Source organism: Pontiella agarivorans (assembly GCF_034531395.1).
Classification (GTDB): Bacteria; Verrucomicrobiota; Kiritimatiellia; order Kiritimatiellales; family Pontiellaceae; genus Pontiella; species Pontiella agarivorans.
Genome location: NZ_JARVCO010000002.1, coordinates 272,078 through 297,715 on the forward strand (window position 1 = coordinate 272,078; position 25,638 = coordinate 297,715).

26 protein-coding genes are annotated in these 25,638 nt (G+C 52.6%); 18 read left to right on the forward strand and 8 right to left on the reverse strand.

Translation table 11 applies throughout. The features are described from left to right. The first annotated feature begins 57 nt into the window (after positions 1–57). The 8 genes from pyrB to queD all read left to right on the forward strand — a co-directional run bounded on the left by pyrB (position 58) and on the right by queD (position 6,175). The gene (gene pyrB / locus P9H32_RS01040; RefSeq protein ID WP_322607000.1) at positions 58–1,125 is read left to right on the forward strand and encodes an aspartate carbamoyltransferase; all 1,068 of its coding nucleotides are present in this window, start codon (positions 58–60) and stop codon (positions 1,123–1,125) included. A gap of 71 nt (positions 1,126–1,196) precedes the next feature. Further along, positions 1,197–2,129 (forward strand): ornithine carbamoyltransferase, encoded by a 933-nt coding sequence (gene argF, locus P9H32_RS01045; protein ID WP_322607001.1) that lies wholly within the window; start codon positions 1,197–1,199, stop codon positions 2,127–2,129. A 9-nt stretch (positions 2,130–2,138) separates the two neighbouring features. Next, on the forward strand, positions 2,139–3,110 hold the full coding sequence (locus tag P9H32_RS01050; RefSeq protein WP_322607509.1) for a glycosyltransferase family 9 protein: 972 nt from the start codon (positions 2,139–2,141) through the stop codon (positions 3,108–3,110). Next, positions 3,091–3,747: an HAD family hydrolase gene (locus tag P9H32_RS01055; RefSeq protein ID WP_322607002.1), complete on the forward strand. Its 657-nt coding sequence runs from the start codon at positions 3,091–3,093 to the stop codon at positions 3,745–3,747. The genes P9H32_RS01050 and P9H32_RS01055 overlap by 20 nt, the downstream gene beginning before the upstream one ends. Continuing rightward, positions 3,732–4,367, forward strand: coding sequence for an HAD family hydrolase (locus P9H32_RS01060; protein ID WP_322607003.1), 636 nt, complete (start codon positions 3,732–3,734; stop codon positions 4,365–4,367). The genes P9H32_RS01055 and P9H32_RS01060 overlap by 16 nt, the downstream gene beginning before the upstream one ends. A 3-nt stretch (positions 4,368–4,370) precedes the next feature. Next, a complete protein-coding gene (locus tag P9H32_RS01065; protein WP_322607004.1) occupies positions 4,371–5,120 on the forward strand; it encodes a 7-carboxy-7-deazaguanine synthase QueE in 750 nt (249 codons plus the stop codon). Further along, a complete protein-coding gene (queC, locus tag P9H32_RS01070) occupies positions 5,120–5,806 on the forward strand; it encodes a 7-cyano-7-deazaguanine synthase QueC (RefSeq protein ID WP_322607005.1) in 687 nt (228 codons plus the stop codon). Before P9H32_RS01065 ends, queC begins: the two co-directional genes overlap by 1 nt. A gap of 12 nt (positions 5,807–5,818) precedes the next feature. Further along, positions 5,819–6,175, forward strand: a complete 357-nt coding sequence (queD, locus tag P9H32_RS01075) for a 6-carboxytetrahydropterin synthase QueD (RefSeq protein WP_348534454.1) — start codon at positions 5,819–5,821, stop codon at positions 6,173–6,175. An 80-nt stretch (positions 6,176–6,255) separates the two neighbouring features. Here queD and queF read toward each other — a convergent pair whose 3' ends face one another. Then, positions 6,256–6,672, reverse strand: coding sequence for a preQ(1) synthase (gene queF, locus P9H32_RS01080; RefSeq protein ID WP_322607007.1), 417 nt, complete (start codon positions 6,670–6,672; stop codon positions 6,256–6,258). Positions 6,673–6,840: 168 nt separating this feature from the next. On the opposite strand from queF, the gene P9H32_RS01085 reads away from it, so the two are divergent. Next, complete coding sequence (locus P9H32_RS01085; RefSeq protein ID WP_322607008.1) at positions 6,841–7,656, forward strand: rhomboid family intramembrane serine protease; 816 nt, start codon at positions 6,841–6,843, stop codon at positions 7,654–7,656. Positions 7,657–7,694: 38 nt separating this feature from the next. Here P9H32_RS01085 and uvrB read toward each other — a convergent pair whose 3' ends face one another. After that, a complete protein-coding gene (gene uvrB, locus P9H32_RS01090) occupies positions 7,695–9,671 on the reverse strand; it encodes an excinuclease ABC subunit UvrB (RefSeq protein ID WP_322607009.1) in 1,977 nt (658 codons plus the stop codon). 50 nt (positions 9,672–9,721) lie between these two features. On the opposite strand from uvrB, the gene P9H32_RS01095 reads away from it, so the two are divergent. Both P9H32_RS01095 and P9H32_RS01100 read left to right on the forward strand, forming a co-directional pair. Beyond that, positions 9,722–11,245, forward strand: coding sequence for a sulfatase family protein (locus P9H32_RS01095; protein ID WP_322607010.1), 1,524 nt, complete (start codon positions 9,722–9,724; stop codon positions 11,243–11,245). A 184-nt stretch (positions 11,246–11,429) separates the two neighbouring features. Next, a complete protein-coding gene (locus P9H32_RS01100) occupies positions 11,430–13,967 on the forward strand; it encodes a glycoside hydrolase 5 family protein (RefSeq protein ID WP_322607011.1) in 2,538 nt (845 codons plus the stop codon). Positions 13,968–13,987: 20 nt separating this feature from the next. Here the strand turns inward: P9H32_RS01100 and P9H32_RS01105 are convergent, their stop codons facing one another. The 3 genes from P9H32_RS01105 to P9H32_RS01115 are packed head-to-tail and all read right to left on the reverse strand — an operon-like array spanning position 13,988 to position 16,070. Then, positions 13,988–14,545: a cob(I)yrinic acid a,c-diamide adenosyltransferase gene (locus P9H32_RS01105; RefSeq protein WP_322607012.1), complete on the reverse strand. Its 558-nt coding sequence runs from the start codon at positions 14,543–14,545 to the stop codon at positions 13,988–13,990. A gap of 30 nt (positions 14,546–14,575) precedes the next feature. Further along, positions 14,576–15,025 carry a YehS family protein gene (locus tag P9H32_RS01110; RefSeq protein ID WP_322607013.1) on the reverse strand — a complete coding sequence of 150 codons (450 nt, stop codon included), beginning with the start codon at positions 15,023–15,025 and terminating at the stop codon, positions 14,576–14,578. Then, positions 15,015–16,070, reverse strand: coding sequence for a fatty acid desaturase (locus P9H32_RS01115; protein ID WP_322607014.1), 1,056 nt, complete (start codon positions 16,068–16,070; stop codon positions 15,015–15,017). The genes P9H32_RS01110 and P9H32_RS01115 overlap by 11 nt, the downstream gene beginning before the upstream one ends. 203 nt (positions 16,071–16,273) lie before the next feature. Here P9H32_RS01115 and ffh point away from each other — a divergent pair, with 203 nt between their 5' ends. The 6 genes from ffh (at position 16,274) to rnhB (ending at position 20,234) form a co-directional block, all read left to right on the forward strand. Then, positions 16,274–17,617 (forward strand): signal recognition particle protein, encoded by a 1,344-nt coding sequence (gene ffh / locus P9H32_RS01120; protein ID WP_322607015.1) that lies wholly within the window; start codon positions 16,274–16,276, stop codon positions 17,615–17,617. 47 nt (positions 17,618–17,664) lie between these two features. Beyond that, the gene (rpsP, locus tag P9H32_RS01125; protein WP_322607016.1) at positions 17,665–18,024 is read left to right on the forward strand and encodes a 30S ribosomal protein S16; all 360 of its coding nucleotides are present in this window, start codon (positions 17,665–17,667) and stop codon (positions 18,022–18,024) included. After that, positions 18,024–18,254, forward strand: a complete 231-nt coding sequence (locus tag P9H32_RS01130) for a KH domain-containing protein (protein ID WP_322607017.1) — start codon at positions 18,024–18,026, stop codon at positions 18,252–18,254. Before rpsP ends, P9H32_RS01130 begins: the two co-directional genes overlap by 1 nt. Before the next feature lie 137 nt (positions 18,255–18,391). Further along, entirely contained in the window at positions 18,392–19,108 is a 717-nt protein-coding gene (gene trmD / locus P9H32_RS01135; RefSeq protein WP_322607018.1) for a tRNA (guanosine(37)-N1)-methyltransferase TrmD, read from the forward strand. Positions 19,109–19,171: 63 nt separating this feature from the next. Continuing rightward, entirely contained in the window at positions 19,172–19,519 is a 348-nt protein-coding gene (gene rplS, locus P9H32_RS01140; protein ID WP_322607019.1) for a 50S ribosomal protein L19, read from the forward strand. A 67-nt stretch (positions 19,520–19,586) separates the two neighbouring features. Further along, positions 19,587–20,234 (forward strand): ribonuclease HII, encoded by a 648-nt coding sequence (gene rnhB / locus P9H32_RS01145; protein WP_322607020.1) that lies wholly within the window; start codon positions 19,587–19,589, stop codon positions 20,232–20,234. Here the strand turns inward: rnhB and ybeY are convergent. From ybeY to P9H32_RS01160, 3 genes are read right to left on the reverse strand one after another with little or no spacing between them, the layout of a single operon-like run. Then, on the reverse strand, positions 20,223–20,684 hold the full coding sequence (gene ybeY, locus P9H32_RS01150; RefSeq protein WP_322607021.1) for an rRNA maturation RNase YbeY: 462 nt from the start codon (positions 20,682–20,684) through the stop codon (positions 20,223–20,225). The two genes, rnhB and ybeY, sit on opposite strands and share 12 nt — an antisense overlap. Continuing rightward, complete coding sequence (locus tag P9H32_RS01155; RefSeq protein WP_322607022.1) at positions 20,614–22,920, reverse strand: HD family phosphohydrolase; 2,307 nt, start codon at positions 22,918–22,920, stop codon at positions 20,614–20,616. Before P9H32_RS01155 ends, ybeY begins: the two co-directional genes overlap by 71 nt. 21 nt (positions 22,921–22,941) lie before the next feature. Next, on the reverse strand, positions 22,942–23,892 hold the full coding sequence (locus tag P9H32_RS01160; protein WP_322607023.1) for a PhoH family protein: 951 nt from the start codon (positions 23,890–23,892) through the stop codon (positions 22,942–22,944). A gap of 261 nt (positions 23,893–24,153) precedes the next feature. Between P9H32_RS01160 and P9H32_RS01165 the strand changes: the two genes are divergently transcribed. Continuing rightward, positions 24,154–25,500, forward strand: coding sequence for a PEGA domain-containing protein (locus tag P9H32_RS01165; protein ID WP_322607024.1), 1,347 nt, complete (start codon positions 24,154–24,156; stop codon positions 25,498–25,500). The last annotated feature ends 138 nt before the right edge of the window (positions 25,501–25,638 follow it).

Sequence of the window (25,638 nt, forward strand, 5' to 3'; positions counted from 1 at the left end):
ACTTTACGATCCGTCGCGCTATGATTACCCACTTGTTTTCGGAAGAAGGAAGAGATCATGGCTGATGTGAAAAATTTAAGTGATATTTCGTGGAAGGCATTCAAGACGTTGTCGTTGGCGGAGAAGGGCAGCTATTTTCGGGGAAGACACACGCTGATTGCCCAGCAGTTTACGCGCAGTGAGATTGAAGAGCTGTGTACACTGGCAACACGGATTAAACGGATCAATAAGCGGCGGGCCGGGGCCAACTTCCTGAAGGGGCTGCTGTCCGACAAGCGCGCAATGCTTTATTTTGCGCAGCCGTCATCGCGTACCTATCTTTCTCACAATGCGGCCTGTCAGATTCTGGGGCTGGATACAATGGATGTGCGCGACCAGAAGACGTCGAGTGAGGTGAAAGGCGAAACGCCTGAAGATACGATCCGGACCTTCAGTTCGTATGCCGATATGATTATCATGCGCCATCCGGTGGGGGGGTTCGCAGAGCGCGTGGCCTGGATGATGGCGCATACGAAACGGGAAATTCCGATTCTGAATGCGGGGTCCGGTGCGGATCAGCATCCGACGCAGGCGCTGCTGGATATCTACACGCTGCAACGAAGTTTTGAAAAGATCGGCGGGATTGACGGCAAGCATGTGGCCTTTGTGGGGGATCTGGCGCGTGGGCGTACGGTGCGTTCGCTGGCCTGGCTGCTGACCCTTTATAAGGATATGACGCTTTATTTTATTGCGCCGGACTCGCTGCAGATCGGGCAGGATATTCTCGATCAGCTGGACGAAGCGGGTACAAAATATGTGGTGACAGAGGATTTTGAATCCGTCATGCCGAAGGCCGATGCCATTTATATGACCCGGATTCAGGATGAATGGGATGTGGATGGTGACGGCAGTACCACGGAGGCTTCGGATTATTATATCGGTGCGGAGCATATGGATATCATCAAGGATACGACGGTGATTCTGCATCCGCTTCCGCGTCGGCAGGAAATCAGCACGGAGATTGATAATGATCCTCGTGCGGTTTACTGGCGGCAGATGCGTAACGGGATGTGGATCCGTGCGGCGCTGATTCTGAAAACATTCGGCCGCGAAGATGAAGTGAACCGTTATTACGACGACTATTAATTTGGATGAAAAATGAGGATGGAGGCGCGAAAGGTCGCGGCTCACATTTGACGAATCACGAGGAAAATACGATGGAACATTTAATTTCTCTAAAACTGTGGAGTCCCGAGAAGATTCGCGAAGTGCTGGATCTGGCGAAGGATGTGAAGGCGAATCCGGAAAAATATTACAACGCCATGGCGCACAAAAATCTGCTGATGATTTTTGAGAAGCCCAGTCTGCGCACCCGTCTATCCTTTGAATCAGGGATGACTCAGATGGGCGGGCATGCGATTTATTATGATATGTCCACGTCGCCGATGGGCAGTGGAAAAGAGACCATCAGCGATTCCATGCGGACCGCTTCGCGGTTTGTCGATGTGGTTATGGCGCGGCTTTTTAAGCATGAAGATCTGCTGGAAATGGCTGAGTATTCCACCGTGCCGGTCATCAACGCGCTGACGGATGACAGTCATCCGTGCCAGATTCTGGCCGACCTCCAGGCGATTGAGGAGAAAAAGGGAAAAGTTGCCGGGCTGAAATTGGCCTATCTGGGCGACGGGTTCAATAATGTGACGCATTCGCTGATGTATGGCGGAACCAAAATGGGGATGCATGTTTCGGTGGGATCGCCGGCCGGCGAGGAGTTTTCTCCGCGGGCGGATGTGGTTGCGGATTGTGAAGAATTTGCAAAGGAATCCGGCGGATCTGTTTTTGTGACTGATGATCCGGTGGAAGCGGTACGGGATGCTGATGTCGTCTACACAGATTCGTGGATGAGCTACCATATTCCGAAGGATCAGGAGGAAGCCCGCATTGCTAAATTTATGCCCTATCAGGTGAACAGCGCGCTGATGGCGCATGCAAAACCGGACGCGATTTTCATGAACTGCCTTCCGGCGATCCGCGGTTGCGAGCAGACTGCGGAAGTGATCGACGGTCCGCAATCCATTGTTTTTGATGAAGCGGAAAACCGGCTGCACGCGCAGAAAGCGGTTGTTCTTACGCTTTGCGGGGCGGCGTAAGTTTCGGTGATGCGCATCCTGATCGTCAAAACCAGTTCGCTGGGGGATCTGTTTCATGCGCTGCCGGCGGTGCATCTGCTGAAAGCCGCAATGGATGCCGAAATCGACTGGGTTGTAAACACGCAGTATGTCGGGCTTGCGGAGTGTTTTTCCGATGTCCGGAAGGTGATCCCTTTTCCGCGTCAGGGCCTGATTTCAAACCTTGGAGCATTCAGGGCGGAGCTGCGGAAGGAAACCTATGATCTGGTGGTGGATCTGCAGGGACTCCTGAAGAGTGCGCTGATCTGCCGGATGGCGAAACGGGCGAAACGGGCAGAAATTCTCGGTCCGTCGTTTCAGCGGGAAGGTGCGCGGTTTTTTTATTCTGCGGTTGTCGGGAAAAAAAACAAACAGCGCCACGCGGTGGAGGAAAATCTCGATGTACTCCGTTTTCTTGGAAAACCGGATTTCCCGGTTGAATTCCCGATCCGTTTTCCCGATGTTGACTTCCAGTGTCTGGAAAAAAAGCCGGTGGTGGTTTTTGCGCCATGTTCGCGGCATGCAGCTAAAAACTGGCCCTGGAAACGGTTTGTTGAGTTAGGGGAGCATCTGGATTGCCAGGTGATCCTTGTGGGGGCACCGACCGATGTGGAAACGTGTGAAAAAATTGAAAATCACCTGCCGGAGGGGGCCTGCACCAACCTGTGTGGAAAAACCTCGCTACTGGAACTCGGTGGTGTGCTGCAACGGGCGGATCTGGTGGTGACGGTGGATTCGGGGCCGATGCATATGGCTTCGGCAGCGGGTACACCGTGCCTTGCGATTTTCGGGCCGACCGATCCGACGCGCGTCGGCCCCTTTGGCGATCAGCATCGCGTGGTGCGTGTTTCCGGTGTCCGGACGTATTCAAAGCAGGATTTAGACAGTATCAGAATGGTAAAAGCCATCGATGTTATTCAAACAGCAAAGGGTATGCTGAACGATGAAACTGTGGGATTATGACGCCTTTATTCTGGATCTGGACGGCACCCTGATTGATTCAGGGAAATACCATGCGCAAGCGTTTGCTGATGCGGTGCTGGCGCAGAGTGGATACCGTTTGAAACCATATGAACATCATGAGTTTTTCGGTAAGCACAGCATCTGGTTTGCGGAAGATCTGAACGAGCGCTATGGATTGTCTTTGGATCCGCAGGAGGTGCTGAAGCACAAGCGCGAAAGGGTGCAGGAAATTTTTGTGGCGGAGCTTTTTGCCGGTGCACAGGCGTTTCTTGAATTCTGGTGCGGGAAAAAAACGATGGCGCTGGCAACCAATTCTCCGCTGGAATTTGTGGAGCCCGCGCTGCGGGATGCGCAGATTTTCAATTGTTTTGATGTGATTACCACAGCCAGTGATGTGAAGCGGCGTAAACCTGATCCGGAGATTATTGAGATCACGGCGGAGCGGCTGGATGTGGAGCCTGAACATACGCTGGTTTTTGAGGATCAGCTGATCGGCATCAAAGCGGCGAGGGCGGCCGGGGCCAAGGTGATTGCGGTGGATAACGGCCAGCCGGTGAACTATCCCGTCGATGTGGCGGTGCATACGTGGAATGATCTTTTAAAACTTTCGGAGCTGCATCGATGGAATCCCAATTGATTATTTTTGACCTCGACGGCACCTTGATTGATGCGCGCGGGGATTTAACGGCGGCCGTTAACCGGATGCGCAAGCATTTCGGGCTTGGACCGCTGGATTTTGAAACGGTCAGCAGCTACATCGGAAACGGGATGGCCAAACTGGTGGAGCGTTCACTGCAGGATTCTGATATTCCGCTCGATGATGCGATGAGCATTTATCCCGGATTTTATTATGAAGACCTGACGACGCACACGGTGCTTTATGACGGAGTGAAACAGGGTATCCCGGAGCTGGTTCAGTCTGGGCACCGTGTGGCGCTGTTGACGAATAAACCCGGCGGTCCAAGCCGGGCGATTCTCGAGCATTTTGGTCTTTCAGAATTTTTTACGGCCATTATCGGCGGCGGAGATGTGCCGAACCTGAAGCCGGAACCGGATGGGATTTTCCGGTGCCTGGAATGTTCCGGAATGGAAAAAGCCAGGGTCTGGATGGTGGGGGATCACTATACAGATCTGGCCGTGGCGGAAAATGCGGGGGTTCGCAGTGCCTTGGTGGAATATGGTTTCGGGGAGGCGCGGGGCTATAAACCCGATGCACAATTTGCTTCGTTTCCGGAGCTGGTCGGGTACTTTGTCTAGCCTATGAAAACGTACCTGTCAGAAATTTTCAGTTCGATTCAGGGCGAGGGGCCGTATGTCGGTGAACGCCATCTGTTTGTGCGTTTCTGCGCCTGTCACCGGAAATGTATTTATTGCGACACCGATACGTCGCTTTCGGACTATTGTATTGTGGAACGCCGGCCGGGTTCCGGTGAGTTTGAGCAGATCAAAAACGCGATGTCTGTGGAACAGGTTTTCGACCTGGTTCAGGAGGTCGATGCCAAAACTCGCAATAACCGGATTTCGATCACGGGCGGAGCCCCGTTGATGCAGCATCGGTTTCTGCTGAAGCTTCTGCCGATGCTGAAAAATGCCGGGCATAATATTTATCTGGAAACGGCGGGCGATCTGCCGGGCCCGTTGAAAGCGATTATTGAGTTTGTGGATGTCATTGCCATGGATGTGAAACTCGAAAGCGTGACGGAGGAACCGGCAACGTATCCGGCACACTGGCAGTTTTTGAAAATCTGTCGCGATTACAAGGTGGAGACCTTTGTGAAACTGGTGCTCTCGGCCAATACGCATGAAGGCGAGCTGATCGAAGCGGCCAAGGGGATCAAAAAGGCCGGCGGCGAAGATACCTTGGTGGTGATTCAACCGATGACCAAAGCGAGTAAAACGGATGCTGTACCCTCTGGAGAGCAGCTTTTCCGCTGGCAGGATAAAGTGGCGTCGGTATTGCCGAATGTGCGGGTTATTCCCCAGACCCATAAAATGTTGGAGATGCTTTGATGGCGAAAAAAGCGGTGGTTTTGCTGAGCGGCGGGTTGGATTCCGCTACAGTCATGGCGATGGCGGTGGCAGATGGATTTGATGTTTATGCGGTTTCCTTTCGGTATGGCCAGAGGCATTCCGTGGAGCTCGACTGCGCGGTGGAACAGGCGGCTGAAGGTGCAAAACAGCATAAAATTGTCGATATCGATTTGAGTTCGTTCGGCGGCTCGGCACTGACCGATGATATTGATGTGCCGAAACACGAATCGGTGGACGATCTGACCGAAGAAATTCCGGTGACGTATGTCCCCGCACGAAATACCGTTTTTCTTTCTTATGCGCTGGCCTGGGCCGAAGTACTTGAGGCAGATGATGTTTTTATCGGCGTCAATGCGCTCGATTACAGCGGCTATCCTGATTGTCGGCCGGCATTTATTGCAGCCTATGAAAAAATGGCCAATCTTGCCACGGTCGCCGGAGTGCAGGGCCGGAAGCTTACGATTCATACGCCGCTGATTGATCTGACCAAGGCGGAAATTATTCAGCGCGGACTTGAATTAGGAGTTGATTACGCTAAAACGACGAGCTGCTATGACCCGGCGCCGGATGGAAAAGCGTGTGGGCATTGCGATTCCTGCCTGTTGCGCAAAAAGGGATTTGCCGATGCCGGAACCTCCGATCCACGCCCGTATATTGAGGACTGATTTATGCCGAAAATGACGATTTCAAAAGAGTTCAAGTTTGATTCTGCGCACTTTCTGCCGTATGTGCCGGCGGATCATAAGTGTGCAAATATGCACGGACATACCTATTATATTGAGATTCACTGCGAAGGGGAACTGGATCCGAAACTCGGCTGGGTGATTGATTTCAACGCAGTGAAAAAAGTGGTCGATCCTCTGATTGATCAGCTGGATCATAAAGTGCTGAACGATATCGAGGGGCTGGAAAATCCCACAGCTGAAATGATTGCGGTCTGGTTCTGGAACAAAATCAAGCCGGATCTTCCGAAACTGGCCAAAGTGGTCGTGAAGGAAAATCCCACTAACGTCTGCATGTACGCCGGCGAATAGGTTTAATCGAAAAGGCTCTGAATATTCCGGAAGTTACCGGGATGAAACTCAGCGTTTTTAATCTCTTTGCGGTTGATTACTTATGCTTCCGCAGAGTCGATTTTTACGGAAGAGGTAATGCCGCCGCGTGCGGTGAAGTCGCCGTTCACGATGAGCCGCAACGGTTGCAGCTCTTTTTCAAGGTCCGTATAAATGCGGTTTACGATTTCCTCGTAGAACGTACCGGTCTGACGGAAAGAAAAGAGGTAGAGCTTCAGCGATTTGCTTTCGACGCAGATTTTATTCGGAATGTATTCGATCGTGATGGTTGCGAAGTCGGGCTGGCCGGTGATCGGGCAGAGTGAGGTGAATTCCGAGGTCTGGAAAGAGATTCGGTAGTTTCGGCCCTGATTCGCATTTTCAAAGGTTTCCAGTTTTGCTTCATCCGGGGAGGTCGGATAGCGCGTTTCGCCTTTTTTCAGCAAGGTCAGTCCGGTCAGTTTGGTTTCGTCAGTCATAATGGTCCAATCGTTGGAAAAATGTGCGCGTCATCCTATCCAAACCCAGAAAACGGGCAAGCCCCATTTTCAACGGTTTGTGTCTGGCGGGGTCGATAATTTAGACGACGAGCAAGATTGACCGGATTCACCGGTTTTGGTCTTCTCTGCGGAATTCGAAAGGGAAAGATGTATAATCGCCAAGCACAGAATATCGGGGGGATTGCCCGAATCACGCCATCGGTAAAGTTTCTGCTGATTGTGAATGTTGTTGTTTACTTCATTGATTCCTTCACGTCCTCCGTTCCGGAATACCGTTTTCTCACGAACACGTTTGCTCTGCAGGCCAGCTGGTGGACCACGCCGTTCGGTTTCGGCGAGCTGTTCACTTATATGTTTATTCATGCCAGTATCGGCCATTTGCTGATGAATATGATGGGGCTTTATTTTCTGGGGCCCACCTTGGAGCGGGGTTTGGGGCCGTACCGATTTTTTATTCTGTATTACACCAGCGGTATTCTCGGAGGACTCGGCTGGTCGCTTCTGGCCGGGCCGGGGCAGATCTGTGTCGGGGCATCCGGTGCGGTGATGGGGGTTTTAGGTGCTTTTGCCATGCTGTATCCCAATACAGAAGTGGCCCTTATCTTTCTGCCCAACGTGCCGTTCAAAGCCTGGAAATTTGTTTTGGTGCTGATGCTGTTTGAATTTTTTCAGACGTTTGTGCATCCCCTCATCGGCGGCATTGCCAACGCGGCTCACCTTGTCGGAGGCCTTGCCGGGATGGGCTATGCGATGACCATCCGTCATCCGCATATTATCGAACGTCTGAAAACAAAACTTCCAGACCTTGGAAAAAAGAAGGCGAAGCCCCGTGCAAAATCGTCGGCGCAGCCGACGCTCTCGAAAGCTGAGGTCGATGCCATTCTTGATAAAATCGGGAAAGAAGGCATGGGGGCTTTGACGCCGCGTGAACGGGAAATGCTCAAGCGCGCAACCCGCGGGTAGAGTACAATCCCGGTGCGGGCCGCTCCGGCGGCCGGTTCTTACCCTTGTTTTTCCTGCAAGGCCTGAATCTGGTCGCGGAGGGTGGCGGCGCGTTCGAACTCGAGTTTTTCAGCCGCTTCCATCATTTCCTGCTCCAGCTGATGGAGTGTCTCGGCCACGGAATATTCCACGCCCGCTTCCGCGACGGCGGCTTCGACCGTTTCTTCTGCAGTTTCGTAGATCGTTTTCAGGCTGTCCTGAATGTCTTTTTTGATGGCCTGCGGTACAATGCCGTGTTCTTTGTTGTAGAGAGTCTGTTTGCGCCGTCGGTGGTCGCATTTGTCGAGCATGCGCTGCATGGAATCGGTGATTTTTTCGGCATACATTATGACCCTTCCGTCGATGTGCCGCGCTGCACGTCCTGCGGTCTGAACCAATGCTGTTTCTGAACGAAGGAAGCCTTCTTTGTCGGCATCGAGGATGGCGACGAGTGAAACTTCGGGGAGATCGAGCCCTTCGCGCAACAGGTTGATTCCGATGAGGCAGTCAACCGTTCCGCTGCGCAGTTCACGCAAAATATCCACGCGTTCCAGCGCATCGATGCCGGAGTGGAGATAAGATACTTTCAGTCCGGTTTTTTCCAGATATTCAGTCAGGTCCTCTGCGGTGCGTTTGGTGAGGGTGGTCACCAGCGTGCGTTCATTTCGTTCGGCGCGGATACGGATTTCCTCCATCAGGTCGTCGATCTGGTTTTTGAGCGGTCGCAGTTCGACCGGTGGATCGACAATTCCGGTCGGCCGGATGATCTGTTCAACGGGTACGCCGCCGTGTTCCAGTTCATAGGGGCCGGGGGTTGCGGAAAGAAAGATGATCTGGTTGGTGATACTGATGAATTCATCAAAATTCATCGGCCGGTTGTCGAGTGCGGATGGTAGACGAAAACCATGGTCCACCAGCGTGCGTTTGCGCGACTGGTCGCCGTTGTACATGCCGCGGACCTGGGAGAGGGTTACGTGGGATTCGTCGATGATGGTGATGAAGTCATCGGGAAAATAGTCGAGCAGGCATTCCGGCCGGTCGCCCGCATTGCGACCGGCGAGATGGCGGGAATAGTTTTCAATACCGCCGCAGAACCCGATTTCCTTGAGCATTTCGAGATCATATTCGGTGCGCATTTTTATGCGCTGGGCTTCAATAAGCCGGTTTTCCCGTTCAAATACGGCTACTTGCTGTTCCATTTCCTGGCGAATGGCAATGAGCGCGGCATCGATTTTTGTCTGCGGCATCACAAAATGTTTCGCCGGTGACACCATGATGTGATCGTAGGCTTCGATGGTATCCCCGGTCAGAGGATCGATTTTTTTTATATTTTCAATCTCATCGCCCCAGAATTCGAGGCGAAGGCCGTAGTCTTTGGCGTAGGACGGAAAGATGTCGAGTGTGTCGCCTCGGACCCGGAATTTTCCGGGGCCGGGTTCGTAGTCGTTCCGCTCATATTGAATTTCGACCAGTTTTTTCAGGATGGCATCGCGATTGAGCTCTTCGCCCACATTGGCGCTGACGACCATTTCTTTATAATCTTCCGGCGATCCCAGACCGTAGATGCAGGAGATTGAGGCGACGATTATGACGTCGTCGCGGTTGAGCAGAGCATCTGTGGCGGCGAGGCGCAGGCGTTCGATTTCTTCATTGATGGAGGAATCTTTTTCGATGAAAGTATCGGTCTGCGGAATGTAGGCTTCGGGCTGGTAGTAGTCGTAATAGGAAATGAAATATTCGACAGCGTTGTTCGGGAAAAAGGTTTTGAGCTCGGCGTAGAGTTGGGCGGCGAGGGTTTTATTGTGCGATAATACGAGGGCGGGGCGTCCGTGGCGAGCAATCGTGTTGGCGATGGTGAAGGTTTTTCCTGAGCCTGTAACGCCTTCCAGGGTCTGGAACTTTCGTCCTTCGGCAAGGCCTTTGACGAGTTTGCTGATGGCCTCCGGCTGGTCTCCGGTGGGTTGAAAACCGGCTTCGATCTGAAATGATTTGTCCATAGCACGCAAACTATACACGTCCATTCGTGAAAAGCCAAATGAAGGGAAAGATGATGAGGAGATTTATACTGTTGGGCGGCCTGATTTGGGCGGGTGTTGTGTTGGCCGCGGAGCGGCCGAATGTGGTGATTCTTTATACCGATGATATGGGATTCGGCGATGTGGGGGCGAATAACCCGGAGTCAAAAATTCCGACGCCGAATTTTGACCGGCTGGCCGCCGAGGGTATGCGGTTTACGGACGGTCACAGTTCGTCGGGCATCTGCACGCCCAGCCGGTTTGCGTTGCTGACCGGAATGCATCACTGGCGGCGGTTTCACGGAATTACGCAGAGTTTCACCGATTCGGTGTTCAAGCCCGGTGATTTTACGCTGGCAAAAATGTTCAAGGCCAGCGGGTATAATACCGCCGCCATTGGGAAATGGCATCTGGGCTGGGGATTTGATGCGATTAAACGGGCGAATGCCAGGCCGGTGACGGTGGAACAAGACGGACGGAAAAAGAAGGCGTATACACCAGACGCTTTTGACTGGAGCAAGCCGGTTCCGAGGGGGCCGCTGGATCAGGGGTTTAACTATTATTTCGGCGATGGAACCATCAATTTCGCCCCGTATTGTTTTATGGAAAATGACCGGGTGGTTGAGCCGCCGACGGTAATGATGAATACGGAAACCTTTAAAACAATTCCGGAGGGCAATTGGGAGTTCCGGCCGGGGCCGATGGTGAAAGGGTGGGATCCTTATCGGGTTCTGCCGACGCTGGTCGACAAGGCGGTGGAGTGGATCGGGAAGCAGGATAAGGAAAATCCCTTCTTTTTATACCTGGCTTTTCCATCGCCGCATGCACCGATTATTCCTAACGATGAATTCCGCGGAACTTCTCAGGCGGGTCCCTATGGCGATTTTGTTTGCGAAACGGATGCTATGGCCGGGAGAGTTCTCCAGGCATTGGAAAAGAACGGTTTTTCAGAAAATACAATCGTTGTTTTTACGGCCGATAACGGTCCGGAAAAATATGCGTTTGAACGTTACCGGAAATATGGTCACTGGAGCTCCGGTCATCTGCGCGGGCTGAAACGCGATGTGTGGGAGGGCGGTCACCGGGTTCCTTTTGTGATCAAATGGCCGGGGCGTGTGCAGGCCGGAGCGGTGTCGGACGAAACGGTGAGTCAGGTGGATCTGGCGGCAACGTTTGCTGCGATGCTGGATTATGAGCTGAAATCAGACGAAGCGATTGATAGTTATGACCTTTCCCCGGTGCTGGATGGAAAAGTGCTGAATACGCCGCTTAGGGTTGCCACGGTTCAGAATACCAAGCCTCAGGTCTATGCTCTGCGCAAAGGCGACTGGGTGTTGATTGACGCTAAAAGCGGGACCCATTCGATGCCGCCGGAGTGGTATGATGAAGAAATGGGGTACCGACGTGCGACTACGCCGGGGCTGCTCTATAATTTAAAAGATGATCCGGAGCAGAAGCATAACCGGTATGAAGAGTATCCTGAAAAAGTGGAGGAAATGAGGGCGTTGCTTCAGCGTTACCGCAGCGGTAAAGGCTGCGCCCCGCATGCGGAATAAGAGGGCATCTGTACCGTCAGCACTTCTTTTAAGGTTTGCGGCCGTGTTCGGCCGAATCCGGAGGATTGTGAGTGGCGGTGTTTCGGGTGTGCTTATTGGTCGTATATAATTGACGCAAACCCCGATATTTCTTCCGGTTGGGGTGTGGCATGTTGATGCTGTGAATATATCGGAGGCTTTTCGGATGCGTAAATTTCTTTTGCTGTGGCTGTGTGTGTTTGCCGGACTTCAGGTTCGGGCGTCTACCTATGTTGATGATCAGGGGGTGATGCGCTGGAAGGAGACGCAGAAGGAAGTCTGTGTTTTCGGGATCAACTATGCTCCGCCGTTTGCCTATTGGGAAAGCCGTTTGCCAATCGGTTACGATCAGCATCAGGCGATCGACGAAGATGTGTATCATATTGCCCGACTGGGCATTGATGGGTATCGCGTGCATGTCTGGCCGTCATATATCAGCGATGAAGACGGAAATCTGGTCTACAATGAACATTTTGAGCTTTTTGACTATCTGTTGTTTAAGCTGAAAGAGCGCGGCATTAAAATTTTTATTACGCCGATGTATCTGTCCGGAACCCATGACGGGTTTCCGAAAAAATTCGGGGGCAAGGTGGGTTGCCTGTCAAATCCGGAAGCCTTTCCGGCTCAGGCCAATTATCTGGCCCGGTTTGTGTCACATGTGAATCCGTATACGGGAGTGGCTTATCAGGATGATCCTGACATTCTCGGGTTCGAGATTGTCAATGAGCCGGCGCATTGGAAACGCCCGGATCTGATTGAGGGGTATATCAACCGCATGGCCGATGCCATTCGCACGGCCGGATGCGATAAGCCGCTTTTTTACAATATGACCACCAGTGCCATGCATATTGATGAAATCCTCAAAGGGAAAATTGATGGCGGTACGTTTCAGTGGTATCCGACCGGTCTGACGTCCAATCACGATCTGAAGGGAAATATGCTGCCGAATGTGGATCGATACGTTATTCCTTTTGCGGATCGGCTGGACGGGCGGTTTGCAAAGTTCGGGTATGAATTCAGTCCTGCGGATGTCGGGGCATCGTCGCACCTGTATCCGGCGATGGCTCGCAGTTTTCGGGAGGCTGGATTTCAGTTTGCGGCACATTTTGCTTATGATCCGATGCATGCGGCCTACTGTAATGTGGCCTATCGTACGCACTTTCTGAATTTGGCCTATACGCCGAAAAAGGCCATCGGCATGCTGATTGCTGCGGAGGCCTTTCATGCTGTTCCGCGGAACAGGGGGTATGGCCGTTATCCGCATAACAACCGCTTTGAAGCGTTTCGGCTGAGTTATCCTGATGATCTTGCCGAGCTGGTGACCGAGAAAAAGTTTCTTTATTCCAATGATACGGAAACGGAGCCGCCGACGCCCGCGCTGCTGGAGAAGGTGGCAGGTACAGGGTGTTCGCCGGTGGTGCGCTATGACGGAACCGGAGCTTATTTTTTTGATAAACTGGAAGACGGGGTGTGGCGGATGGAGGTTATGCCGGATGCTGTCTGGGTGGAGGACCCGTTCTTTGTTCCCTATATTGAGCGGGAAACGGCGGTTGCGGTGTGGAGGGAACGAGCGGTTGAACTGTCTCTTCCGAATCTTGGCCGACGTTTTTCGGTTTGCGCTTTGAATAAGGGAAATACAATACAGAAAATGGCGGAAGACGGAGGGTTTACGATTGAGCCTGGAAGTTACCTGCTGGTGCGGGAAGGGGTGAAAACCGACTGGGATGCCGATGATTGTTGGCAGAATATTCGACTGGGAGAATTTCAGGCACCGCATCGCGGTGTGACGGATAACCGAATGTTACACACGCCGCCGGCGGAGGTGGATGCTGGAAAAATGCTGCGCCTTTCGGCCCGGGTGGTTTCGGAAGAAGCACCTGAAGCTGTGGAGTTGCTGGTGCATGAGGTGGGGCGTTCCGCCCGTCGGATTCCGATGAAAAAACAGCGGGGGTTTGATTATGAGGCTGAGCTTCCGGCAGATCTGCTGCAGCATTCCGGGGTATTACGCTATTACATCTGTGTGAAGCGGAAGGCGGATTGGAAAACATTTCCATCGGGCACGGTGGGTGGACATCCGCTCGAACGCAGGGTTTATGGGGACGATCGACTGATTGATAAAGAGTCGTATAAGATTCGTGTGGTCGAAAAAAATATACCGGTCTGTCTTTTTGATGCGGAGAGGGACTGGCGCGATATCACCAAAGCGCATCGAAAGCATCGGTTCGATCTCTACCCCGCACCGATTTCCGGCAAGAGCCTTATTCGCCTGAATGTGCAGGCCAAAAAAGATGAAATGCAGGATTTTTCTGTACGTATGTATTGCCGGCCGTATCTGAAAAACCGGGAGGAAACCCTTAAATCCCGGAAAACTCTTTCGCTCTACGGGCATGCATTGAATGATAAATCATGCACTGTTCAGGTAGGACTGTTGATGGAAAATGGGGGGTGTTACGGGGCAACGATGACCGTTTCGCCGGAATTGGAAACATATAGGCTGCCGTTGTCGGCATTGAAGCCGGTGAAGAATGTATTGCTTCCCCGGGCGTATCCCAGTTTTCAGAGTTATTGGTTTGAGTCGGCCGAGGTGTCTGAGTTTGACCTGACCAAAGTCGAAAGCCTGCAGATATCGATCCGTCCTGAAACCGGAGAAAAGGAACTGCCGGCAGGAAGTGGTGTGGCTGTCGGCTGGGTAACCCTCGAGTAATCTGAGGAATGTCGGGCAGGTCAGGGACGTTCGGTTTTCGGATTTACCCAGATTTCGTCGGGAATGCCGTCCAGTTTCGAGGCATAGCGCGCGAGCACGAAAAGGGTGTCCGACAGGCGGTTGAAATAGGCGAGCAGGGTGGGGTTGACATCTGTCGTTTCGCGCAGAGTGACGAGGCGCCGTTCCACCTTGCGGGATGCGGCGCGGGCGATATGCAGGTGAGCGGCCGCTTTTCCGCCGGCCGGCAGGATAAAGTGGGTCAGCGGTTCGAGTTCTTCTTCGGTTTTATCAATCAGGGTTTCGAGTGCGGTAATGTTATCCTCCGAAATATACGGCAAACGCCGATCCATGCTGACGTTGGTGACTTCGGATCCGGCGACCAGCAGCAAGCTCTGAAAGCCTTTCAGGATGCTGTCCAGCGGTTTGTCGGTAATGTAGGCGCGGGCCAGGCCGATGGCGGAGTTGCATTCGTCGATCGAACCTTGCACCTCCATCTGCGGATCATTTTTCGGTACGCGTGTTCCGTCAAAGCGCCCCGTTTCTCCTTTGTCCCCTGTCTTTGTGAAAATCTTCGGCATATCATTTCTCCTTGAAATTAAGAAGGTGAGCTAAACACTCAGACCGTGAATGAATTTGCGCAGGACCTGTTCGGGAACTTTGCGGTAGTTGCGGTGGCCCTCTTTGCGGAAAAAAGAGCCGAGTTCAGCGCTGGTGACTTTGAAGTCGGCTTTATTGAATACGGAAAGCATGCCGTCTTCTTTGAGCTCAAGGGCAATGCGGAGTTTTTTCAGAATCTCGTTGTTGGAAACAAACTCCAGCGGTTCCGGAATTTTTCCGGAGGGATGCGGGCCGCGTTTTTTGATGATCAGGCCGTCGAGAAAGCGGCAGAGATCAGGATCGCTGAGCGGGGAATAGCCCGGCTCATCTTCGCGTTTAAGCCAGTTTACCACTTCTTCGGAGGTGGTGGTCCGGCCGGTCAGAGCCATGATTTCGGCTACGGTTTCATCGTTGATATTAAGGGCGTAGCGAAGGCGGCGCAGGGAATCGTTATTGGTCATTGGAAGGGGCTTTCTTTCGACGGGCCTTGCGGATGAGATTCATGGCTTTAAAGCTGATGAGTTTTCTGGACTCTTCATCCCAGAGGTGGATGCGGAGCGATTTCAGGCTTTTGCGCACGCCGAGCGGTTCGATGTGCTGGAGCTTCTGGATCTCATCGTGGCAGGGCTGCAGGTTATAGTTAGGAATGGAGGGGTTCAAATGGTGAATATGGTGCAGGCCGATGTTGCCGGTGATCCACTGGGCGACCTTGGGCAGTTTGTAGTAGGAGCTGCCTTCCAGAGCGGCTTTGAGGGAATCGCGGACATCGTTTCGGGCCCAGTAGACTTCTTCGTACTGGTGCTGCACATAAAACAGCCAGACGCCGAGCGTGGCGGCAATGATGGTGATGGGCAGGTAGATCGACAGGAATGTCGTGTAGCCGATGGTCATTCCGCCGATCAGCAGGATGATCAGCAGGGCGAGGTTGGTGATGTAGACGCTGAGTCGGCCTTTATGCTGGATGCCTTTCTGGGAAAAGCGGTGGAAGACGAGGAAAACGTAGGAGGGGCCGACGCCCAGCAGGAAGAAGGGGTTGCGGAAAATCCGGTAGATGATCCGTTTGATTTTCGGGGCTTCGATATATTCATCGACGGTGAGGGTCCATATATCGCCGACGCCGCGTTTGTCGAGATTGCCGGCGGTGGCGTGGTGTTGGATGTGGGCTTTTCCCCAGTCGCGGAAGGGGGTGGAGCAGAGTATGCCCGTGATATAGCCGACGAGGGTGTTGGCCCAGCTGGATTTAAAATAGGAGGAGTGGCAGCAGTCGTGAAAGATAATAAAAATCCGCACGAGCAGCGGGCCGGCGATCAGGATGGCCAGAATGCCGGTCCACAGGGGCAGTGCGGTGGTGAAGGCGGCGATGGCCAAGGCCCAGAGCAGGGCATAGGGGATCAGTGTGTTGATCATCTGCCATGCGGCTTTGCCGCGGCTGGGTGTGGTGAACTGGAGAATAATCCGGTTCAGTTGCTGACGGGTGATAGGTTCGCTGGATAGTTGTTCGGTCATGTGTTTTGCTCGTTTAAACGGGGCCCTCAATTCATTAGGCAATAAAATGGGGGAATATGTTCAGCCGCGTAAACTACAATATCGAGCCGTCGGTGCGAGATTATTTAAGGAATATTGGTTGGGGGGTTTTTTGGTTTTGCCTCACCGAGGGCTTTCCGCTTAACTCCACGGCTCGATTAACACTTAAATGAGACCGGATTCCCATGTTTGAAAATTTAAGTTCTGCCCTGCAGAAAACATTCAAAGACCTGCGAGGCTATGGCAAGCTGACGGAGAAAAACGTCAAGGATTCGATGCGCGAGGTGCGCATGGCGCTGCTGGAGGCGGATGTCAATTTTAAGGTGGCGCGCGACTTCGTCAAAAAAGTGCAGGAAGATTGCATGGGCGAAGAGGTGATGGGCAGCATTACGCCCGGTCAGCTCGTCGTCAAACGGGTGCAGGATCACCTCGAAGAACTGCTTGGCGGCGCGCATAAGGATTTTGACCTCACCGGTAATCCGGCCTCTGTAATGATGATGGGCCTGCACGGTTCCGGGAAAACAACGTCGTCGGGTAAACTGGCGCTGCGCTGGAAAAAATCGGGCCGCCGGGTATTGCTTGTGGCCTGCGATATCCGTCGTCCGGCCGCGGTGGAGCAGCTGATGATTCTGGCGGGGCAGGTAGGCTGCGATGTGATCGGCCCCGAGCCCGGTGAAACGGTTCCAATGCTTGGAAAACGCGCGGCGGAGCATGCCCGGAATGCAAAGTATGATGTAGTGATCTATGACACCGGCGGCCGTTTTCAGGTGGATGATGAGCTGGTGCAGGAGCTGAAGGAATTCAGCGAATTTACGCAGCCGAAAAACCGGGTTCTGGTGCTGGACGCTGCCATTGGGCAGGAATCGGTCAATGTGGCGGAAACGTTCCGCGATGCGGTCGGTCTGACGGGCCTGATTCTCACGAAGCTCGATGGCGATGCGCGTGGCGGTGCGGCACTTTCGGTTCATGCTGTGACGGGCTGTCCGATTCTGATGACGGGGTCCGGGGAAAAGATGGAGGATCTGGAGCCGTTCTATCCAGACCGCATGGCCTCGCGTATTCTGGGCATGGGCGACGTTGTCAGCTTTGTGGAGAAAGCACAGGGGCTGATCGATGAGAAAGAAGCCTTGAGGATGCAGGAGAAGCTTTCGAAGAATCAGATGGACCTGGAGGACTTCCTGAGCCAGATCCAGCAGATGAAAAAACTGGGTCCGATGAGTAATTTGTTTGATATGATGCCCGGTGATGCCATGAAAATGGACCAGAAAAAGAAGGATGCCATCGCCTCCGCTTCAGAGCTGGAAATGAAGAAGTTTGAGTCGATCATTCAGAGTATGACGCCGTGGGAGCGGCGGAATCCGAAAAAAATCGATCGGTCGCGCCGATTGCGTATTGCGGCGGGATGCGGGCGCAAGTTCCAAGATGTCAACCAGTTGCTTAAACGGTTTGATCAAATGGGAAAAATGGGCAAGCAGTTCAAAAAGATGGAAAAAAGGTTGCGGCACCTGAAGAAGTTCACTACAAAGTAGCCCCTTTATCCGGAAAACCGGTTAATTTTCTTTAGGAGAGATAACAAATGGCAGTAAAAATTCGACTTCGCAGAATGGGCAGCCGCAACGCTGCGTTCTACCGTGTAATTGTTCAGGACGGTCGTTATGCACCGACCGGCCGTTTCATTGAAACACTCGGCTGGTATGACCCGAAACAGCAAGGCAACAACTTTTCGCTGAATATTGATCGTGTAAACTACTGGCTCGAAAACGGTGCGCAGCCTTCCGATACCGCAGCAAGCCTGATCAAAAAAGCGGAAGCGCTTCCGGCTGAAAAAGCGGTTTCCGGTGAAGTTACCGAAGAAGAAGTCCCGGCAGCAGCCGTAGAAGCAGAAGAAACTTCAGAAGAAGCGCCTGCCGCTGAAGAAGCGGAAAAAGCCGAGTAATGAAACGGATTCTCGAAACTATCGCCAAATCGCTGGTGGATGCGCCGAACGAGGTGCAGATCACGGAAGTTGACGGCGAAAAGACCCTTATCTTCGAGCTGCGTTGTAACGCTAAAGACGTGGGTAAGATTATCGGAAAGAGCGGTAAGACGGTGGGGGCCATGCGCACCATCCTCAATTCCATGGCTGCAAAGCAGGGCCGCAAAGCCATGCTCGAAGTGGTCGACTAGAAATCTTCCCGTGCTTGGAAATAAAGGCGTTCTGTAATGGGACGCCTTTTTTATTTCTGAACAGAAGGTGGTCAGGGAATTCGATGGATTGAGCGCCGTTCTTTGCATACCTTACGGTCTTCTATTGGATGATTGATATGAGTGAAGCGCTTCAGATTGATGTGATTACGCTGTTCCCCGGAATGCTCAAAGGGTTTCTGGAGGAGAGTATGATGAAACGGGCGGCCAAGGCCGGGCTCGTGGAGTTCAATCTCATTAATCCGCGTGATTTCACAACCGATAAGCATAATACGACAGATGACCGTCCGTTTGGTGGCGGCCCGGGGATGGTAATGAAATGCGAGCCGTTGTTTTCGGCGGTTGAGTCTGTCAGGACGCCGGAGAGTCGCGTGATCCTTATGACACCTTCCGGCAGCCCGTTTAGGCAGAACGACGCAGAGCGGATTTCCAAAGAGTGGAAACACCTGATTTTTATCTGCGGGCATTATGAAGGCGTGGATCAGCGGGTGATTGATGCACTGGTGGATGAGGAAATTTCGATTGGCGACTATGTGCTGACCAATGGAGCGCTTTCAGCGGTTGTGGTGATTGATGCGGTGGTTCGGCTGCTTCCCGGTGCACTGGGGGCAGGAGAGATTGCCACCGAGGAGGAATCCTTTTCTTCCGGATTGCTGGAATATCCGCAGTACACCCGTCCGCCGGAGTTTCGGGGATTTGAGGTGCCGAAAATTCTGTTTTCGGGGGATCATGGAAAAATTGAACAGTGGCGTCATGAACAGGCGCTGAAGCGCACGAAAGAGCGCCGGCCGGATTTGCTGAAGCATTCCGGTGAAAAGGACGAAAACAACACTTGACCGAGCGGGCCAGTCATATATTATCTGGCGCTCTTTGAATAAATCCAGAAGCGAGAGAGTTTTATGAACACTGTAGAAAAAATAAGCCGCGAACAGGCTAAGCAGGATCGTTTTCCGAAGTTCCAGATCGGTGATACCATTAAAGTTCACTATTGGATTAAAGAAGGCGGAAAAGAACGTATTCAGATCTATTCCGGTACCGTGATTGCCCGTAAGGGTGGTGGCGTAATGGAATCCATTACCGTTCGTCGTGTTTCCTATGGCGAAGGCGTTGAGCGTATTTTTCCGCTGAACAGCCCGAACATCGATAAGATTGAAATCGATCGCCACGGTAAAGTACGTCGTGCAAAGCTGTACTACCTGCGTGATCTGGCCGGTAAGAAAGCCCGCATTAAAGAACGCCGAGTCTAGTCATTGCTGATTGATGATTGCCGATTTCAGATTTGTTAAATCGGTAATCTAAAATCAAAAATCGACAATGAAAAATCCCGATGTCCTGCTTTATGAAGAAGAAGCTTGGGCGTCGGGTTTTTTGCGTCTGTGTGGAGTTGATGAAGCGGGCCGCGGGCCGTTGGCCGGACCGGTTGCGGCGGCGGCAGTGATTTTTGATCCCGGTTATATCCGTGCCGAGCTGGTTCCAACTTTTGGAAAGCTTACGGACTCCAAGATGATGAGCGAAAAGCGGCGTGAGGAATTTTTCCAAATTCTGGAAGCCTGCGATCATGCGCGAATCGGGGTGGGCATAATCGGCCCCGCAGAGATTGATGAAATCAATATTTTAAAAGCGACTCATAAAGCGATGGGGCTTGCGATAAAACAGGTTGATGCCGATTTTGCGCTGGTTGATGGTTTGCCGGTGAAAGGGTTGCCCTGTGGGCACAGAGCCATTGTGAAAGGCGATGCGCTCTCGATCTCTATTTCTGCTGCGAGCATAATAGCTAAAGTCACCCGCGACCGTATGATGGTTGAGCTTGATGCACAATATCCGGAATACGGATTTGCCGGGCATAAAGGTTACGGCACCAAAAAGCATCTCGAAGCGCTTCAGCGGTTTGGGGCCACGCCGGTGCATCGTCAGTCATTCCGGCCTGTAGCGGAGCTGAGACAGGGCGAATTATTCGAATAGGTTGCTGATGGCTTCCTTGCCGATTTCTTCAATCCATGCGGTTTCGGTATCGAGCATGGCTTTTTTCTTTTCGGGGGTGTTGTCTTCGGCGCCGGAGAGATGGTCGAAGCCGTGGGCAATATAGAGGGCGAGCTCGTAGTCGGCGCCCTTTTCTTCCGGTCCACGCTGGACGGCGCGATCGATGTTGATGATCAGATCGCCGGTATAGCCTTCATCTTCGCCGGGAATCGGGTCGTAGCGGAAGCTGATGACGTCGGTGGGACGCTCTTTGCCGAAGTATTCCAGATTGGCCGGAATAATCCCGGGGTCATCGGTCAGTACGACGCAGACTTCGTTCCAGGGTTCAGATGTTCTCGGGGCCAGACGTTTACCGAGCCATTCAGCCAGCTTTTGAATTTTTTCCAGATTCAGGGGATGGCGGGTCTGTTGGTTTAGCAGTGTTATTATCATCGTCTTTAGGGTAGGGGATTCGGCCATGGAGCATGTTAGACAACGAGAAAATGAAGGACTGCTTCACTACGTTGATCTGCGCCATGGTGAGGTTGGCATAGTCCATCTGTCCGTCGCGGATTTTCATGGCGAAGATTTCGTCCATCAGATTGGAAATTTTCTGCGGGGTCGGTTTTTCGATTGAGCGGGCCGCGGCTTCCGAGGCATCGGCCAGCGAAAGGATAGCCATTTCCGGGGTGACGGCGGGGGCGCCGCCGTAGCGGAAGTCGGAATCGTTGATGACTTCGCTCATGGAGCCGCCGGATCCTTCTTTGGCAGCCTGTTTGGCCTTGTGATAGAAGAACGAGATCAGGCCGTTTCCGTGGTGCTGTTCGATGGCGTCTAGAATCGGCTGCGGCAGTTTATGACGTTTGGCCAGCGTGAGCCCTTCTTTCACGTGTGAGGAGATCACCAGGGCACTCATGTGCGGGGAAAGCTCGTCATGCGGGTTTTCTTTGTGCTGGATGTTTTCGGTGAAAAATTCCGGCTTGGCCATTTTTCCGATGTCGTGGTAATAGGCGCAGACTCGGATGAGCAGGGAGTTGGCGCCGATTGCTTCGGCGGCATTCTGGGCGAGTGTGGCGACCATTAGGGAGTGGTGATAGGTTCCCGGTGCCTGTATGGCCATTTTCTGGAGGAGCGGGTGTCCCATATCGGAGAGTTCGAGGAGGGTGATATCGGTTGTGATTTTGAAGAGTTTCTCAAATAGCGGGATAAGCAGGAGGGTCATCACTGTGACAATCAGGCCGGATATGACGGAGGTAATGATTTCCTTGATCATGACGGGCATATCCGGTCGGTTCAGGATGGCGGAGGCGAGCACAAAGAGTACTTTTACCGCGCAGATCCAGATGCCCGCACGGAACAGGCTGGAGCGTTTGTGAATATTTCGTACGCAGCTTGCGGCCGTGATGGTTACAATCATACCGAGTGCAAAAATATTGAACTGTTCGCCGTAGAGCACAGCGGATGCAAAGCTGCACCAGAACCCGAGGGTTATGGCGGCGCTGCCTCCAAGCAGAATGCCGGCCAGAAGAACCGCGAGGCCGAAGGGCACGGCATACATCAGCAGCGAGTGGGAGAATAGGCCGTAGGAGATGGACAGATAGGTAAGCAATCGGGCAATGCCCAAAGTGATCGAGGAGAGGATGATGAGCAGAAGCACTTTGTCAGGTTGGTGAATGAGCGGTGCGTTGGTGGTACGCAGTATGACGGCTGTGGCAATGAGACCTGCAAGCAGCATGATGCTGCTGCCGAGTACTTCCAGAGCCCGTTCCCAGAGGTCCTGTTCAGCAATCCGCTGTTTGGTGTGTTCGTTTAAGAGCATCAGCGTCTGTTCCGTGGCTTTTTCCCCTGCCCTTGCAATTGTCTTTCCTGCCGGGATTTTCTGAATAACCGGCGGGACAAGATCGGCTGCGGCTTTACGCGCTGTTTCTGTGGCTTTGCTGTCGTAGTGAAGATCCTCTTCAATAAAATAGGGGAGGACGCGATTGAGAATTTTCCGTTGTGCGGCATTGTTGAGGTTTTCGGTGACTGTCCAGACGGCCGTGCGGGTGGAATAGATGTCCTGCTGCATGGCTGTGCGAGTCTGGTTGCCGGGGCTGGAGACGATGGTCAATGTGTTTCCGTTTTTATTGTTGAACAGATTGACGCGTGATTCGTCGGAAATCACCCCGGCGGCCATGACACTGCGTATGCCGTTTGCTATCTCCTCCTTCAGTGCGGGGATGCCGTTGGTCGGGAAGCTGGAAATTAGGTCCTGAGTTTTTATTTTGGTGCCGGCGATTACTTCTTCGAGCTCAACGAAAATTTCAGCTTGCCGGTTGGAACTGGCGGTGTGGTATGCGGTGAGCAGGTTGAAGAAATTATCGGTATTCTGCACGGCCTCTTCAATCGTGTTTTCTTCAAGAATGAAAACGCCGGGCACCGCATCGGTTGCGCTCTGTTTGTTAAGCGCGGTTTCGTTGAGGTTCTCGCAGTAGAAATCGACAACGGCAACGACCGGAGTGGTGATTTCGTGGCCGGAGCTGATCATGGGGGTGTGCACAACGCCCTGACCGTAAAAGAGCCAGGTGATGCCCAGCCAGAGCAGCAGGCCCAAACCGACGGATTTATAAGGGATCTCCTGTTTGCGTTTGACTTCAGTCTTACGCTCGGCGATCCCTTTCTTTTTTTTATCTTTGAAGCGTTTTTTCACGGCAGTTCTCCGTTAAAGCGGTCAGGCTTTCCGTTTTTTCTGATAAGCCTCGATAACCTTCTGTACGAGCGGGTGGCGTACCACATCGCGTTCGCTGAGTTCACAGACTTCCAGATCCTGGATATTTCCGAGGATGGAACGGGCTTCTTTGAGACCTGAAGTTTTATTGCTGGGCAGGTCGATCTGAGTGAGGTCGCCGGTGATTGCGCACCTGGAGTCGAATCCGATACGGGTGAGAAACATGAGCATCTGCTGCGGGGTGGTATTCTGGGCTTCGTCCAGAATAACAAACGCATGATTGAGTGTGCGTCCGCGCATGTAAGCCAGCGGAGCAACTTCGATGATGCCGCGCTCGATGTAGGTTTCGATGGCTTCGGCCGGAAGCATGTCGTGCAATGCATCATACAGCGGCCTGAGATAGGGGGCCACCTTCTGCTGAAAATCGCCGGGCAGGAAGCCGAGGTTTTCGCCGGCTTCAATGGCCGGGCGGGTCAGAATAATCCGGCTGACATCTTCGCGCAGGAGGGCCGCCACGGCCATGGCCATGGCGAGATAGGTTTTTCCCGTTCCGGCAGGACCGATGCCGAAGGTGATCGTGTTCTTCAGCATGGCACTCAGATAGATCTGCTGGCCGAGAGTTTTAGGGAATACCGCCGGTTTTCGGGGACTGACGTCGATGCGGATGCTCGCCAGTTTTTCAAAAATCTGTTCCTCGCCGTGCGTGAGTGCGTTGTAGGCATAGCCGACAGCATGGCTGTCGAGAGGGCTGCGGTTTCGTGCTTCGCGCAGGTTTTCAATAAATTGGGCGATGCGGACGGCCTGTTCTTCGGGGCCCTGAACCGTGGCATCCCGGTCGCGCAGTATCAGCTGGAGGTTGTGTTCTTTTTCGATGAGATCGGCGAGGGGTTCCAGAGCGGCGCCGATTTCGCGGGCTTCGCTGGAATTGTTAAAATGTATGGTAAGCGTATTCATATACAAAAAGGGGACGAGGGCCGGATCATTGTTCGGGGCCCGGAAGGGGTGGGGTTAAAACCGGCCTAATCGGCTGGCGGCCATGTCTTATTCGAAGTCATTGCCCGGGAGTTAAGGCGATTTCGCGCATGCCGTCAACCCTATTGGCAGAGTTCCGGAGGGTGGAAATAAGATCAATTATTCCAAGGGTTGGAACGATTTATGCTTTAAATTCTGGAACTTGTTTTGAACGGAAATCTATGAATCAAGGGGTATGAGAAAATGAACCGAAAAACAGCTGTGAAAGTAAGTTTTGCTGTGGGGGCGCTCCTGTCGTTGCTCCTGTCTGGATGCGCGCCTGTGACGTTGTCGAGTGAACCGTCTGGTGCCTATGTATACAATAAAGGTCATGAAGAGACCGCGTTGGGAATGACACCTTTTAAAGTGAATCTGGTTGCAAATCAAAAAGAACTGATTGTTCGCAAGAACGGCTATTTTTCTAAAACGGTCGTCATTTCTCCGACCGACCCGGAAAGTATAAATGTTGAACTGCAGCGTCGCGATAAAGTGTTGTTACGTTCGAATCCGGATGGTGCCGAGCTGTATGTGGATGGCAGGCGTGTCGGACGCACGCCGTATCGTGTGGATTACAAAAAGGCGTGGCGGACCTTTGAGGTTCGCTCGGCGGGTTATGCTTCGCAGATCTGCACGATACCGGAGGATCCGGAAGGAGACGTGATGGTGGATCTGGAACGGGATAATTCACTGATGATTACAAGTAAGCCAAGAAATGCAGCCGTTTTTACAGAGGAAGGTGATTTTCTGGGCCGGACGCCCTTAGGGGTTCCGGCGGGAGATACTCTGATTCTGGAAGTGCGAAAAGAAGGCTATTATTCCACATCATTTACAGTGGATGAAGAAACGGCCGGTCCGTTTGTGGTTGAACTGGAGCGCGAGCCGATTGTGATTGTTTATTCAGAGCCTGAGGGAGCGCTGGTGAAACATCGGGGTGTGACGCTGGGCGTTACGCCGTTCCGTCGCCTTGTTGAAAATGATATGGACATCGAGCTGGTCTACAACCGGTACAAAACCGCTGAAATCACCATTGCGCCGGATTCGCCCCGGGAAGTGCGCGTTGAACTCGAAAAAGAGCCGTATGTTACGATTAACAGTAATCCGGCGGGAGCCATGCTCTATCGTTCCGGAGGTGTTGAGTTGATCGGAACCACGCCGGTAGAAGTGCTGATGAGTAAGGATACCGCGTTTGAAATGCACAAGCCAGGGTATGATATCAAGTCGTTTACCCTTTCTCCGCAGTCGAAAAGCGAGGTCACGGTTCCGCTTAAGCAGACGGTCGGTAATCAGGAAAAAATTGTTAAAATCGACAGCACGCCCAGTGGTGCGAAAGTTTACCGCCCCGGGGGGGCAGAATTTATCGGAACAACTCCGCTCGAGCAGCCGGTACGTGGGGAACGTACCTTTGAGCTTCAGCTGGACGGATTTGAAACCAAGATTGTAACCGTTGCGCCGGATTCGGCTGACAACGTAACCTTTGCATTGGCTAGGGATGAATCGGCGAGGAATGTCACGGTCAGCGACCCCTTGTTGAATACCCCTTCATCCTTCTAGCCAATGCACTTATCTAAATGGAAAGCCCCGCTTCGGGGCTTTTTTTATGTGTTTGTGTTAAAAATACTATTGATATTGAGTATAAATAACTGAAACGCAATGAATTATCGTAAAAATTAGCAGCAAAAAAACTTTCAA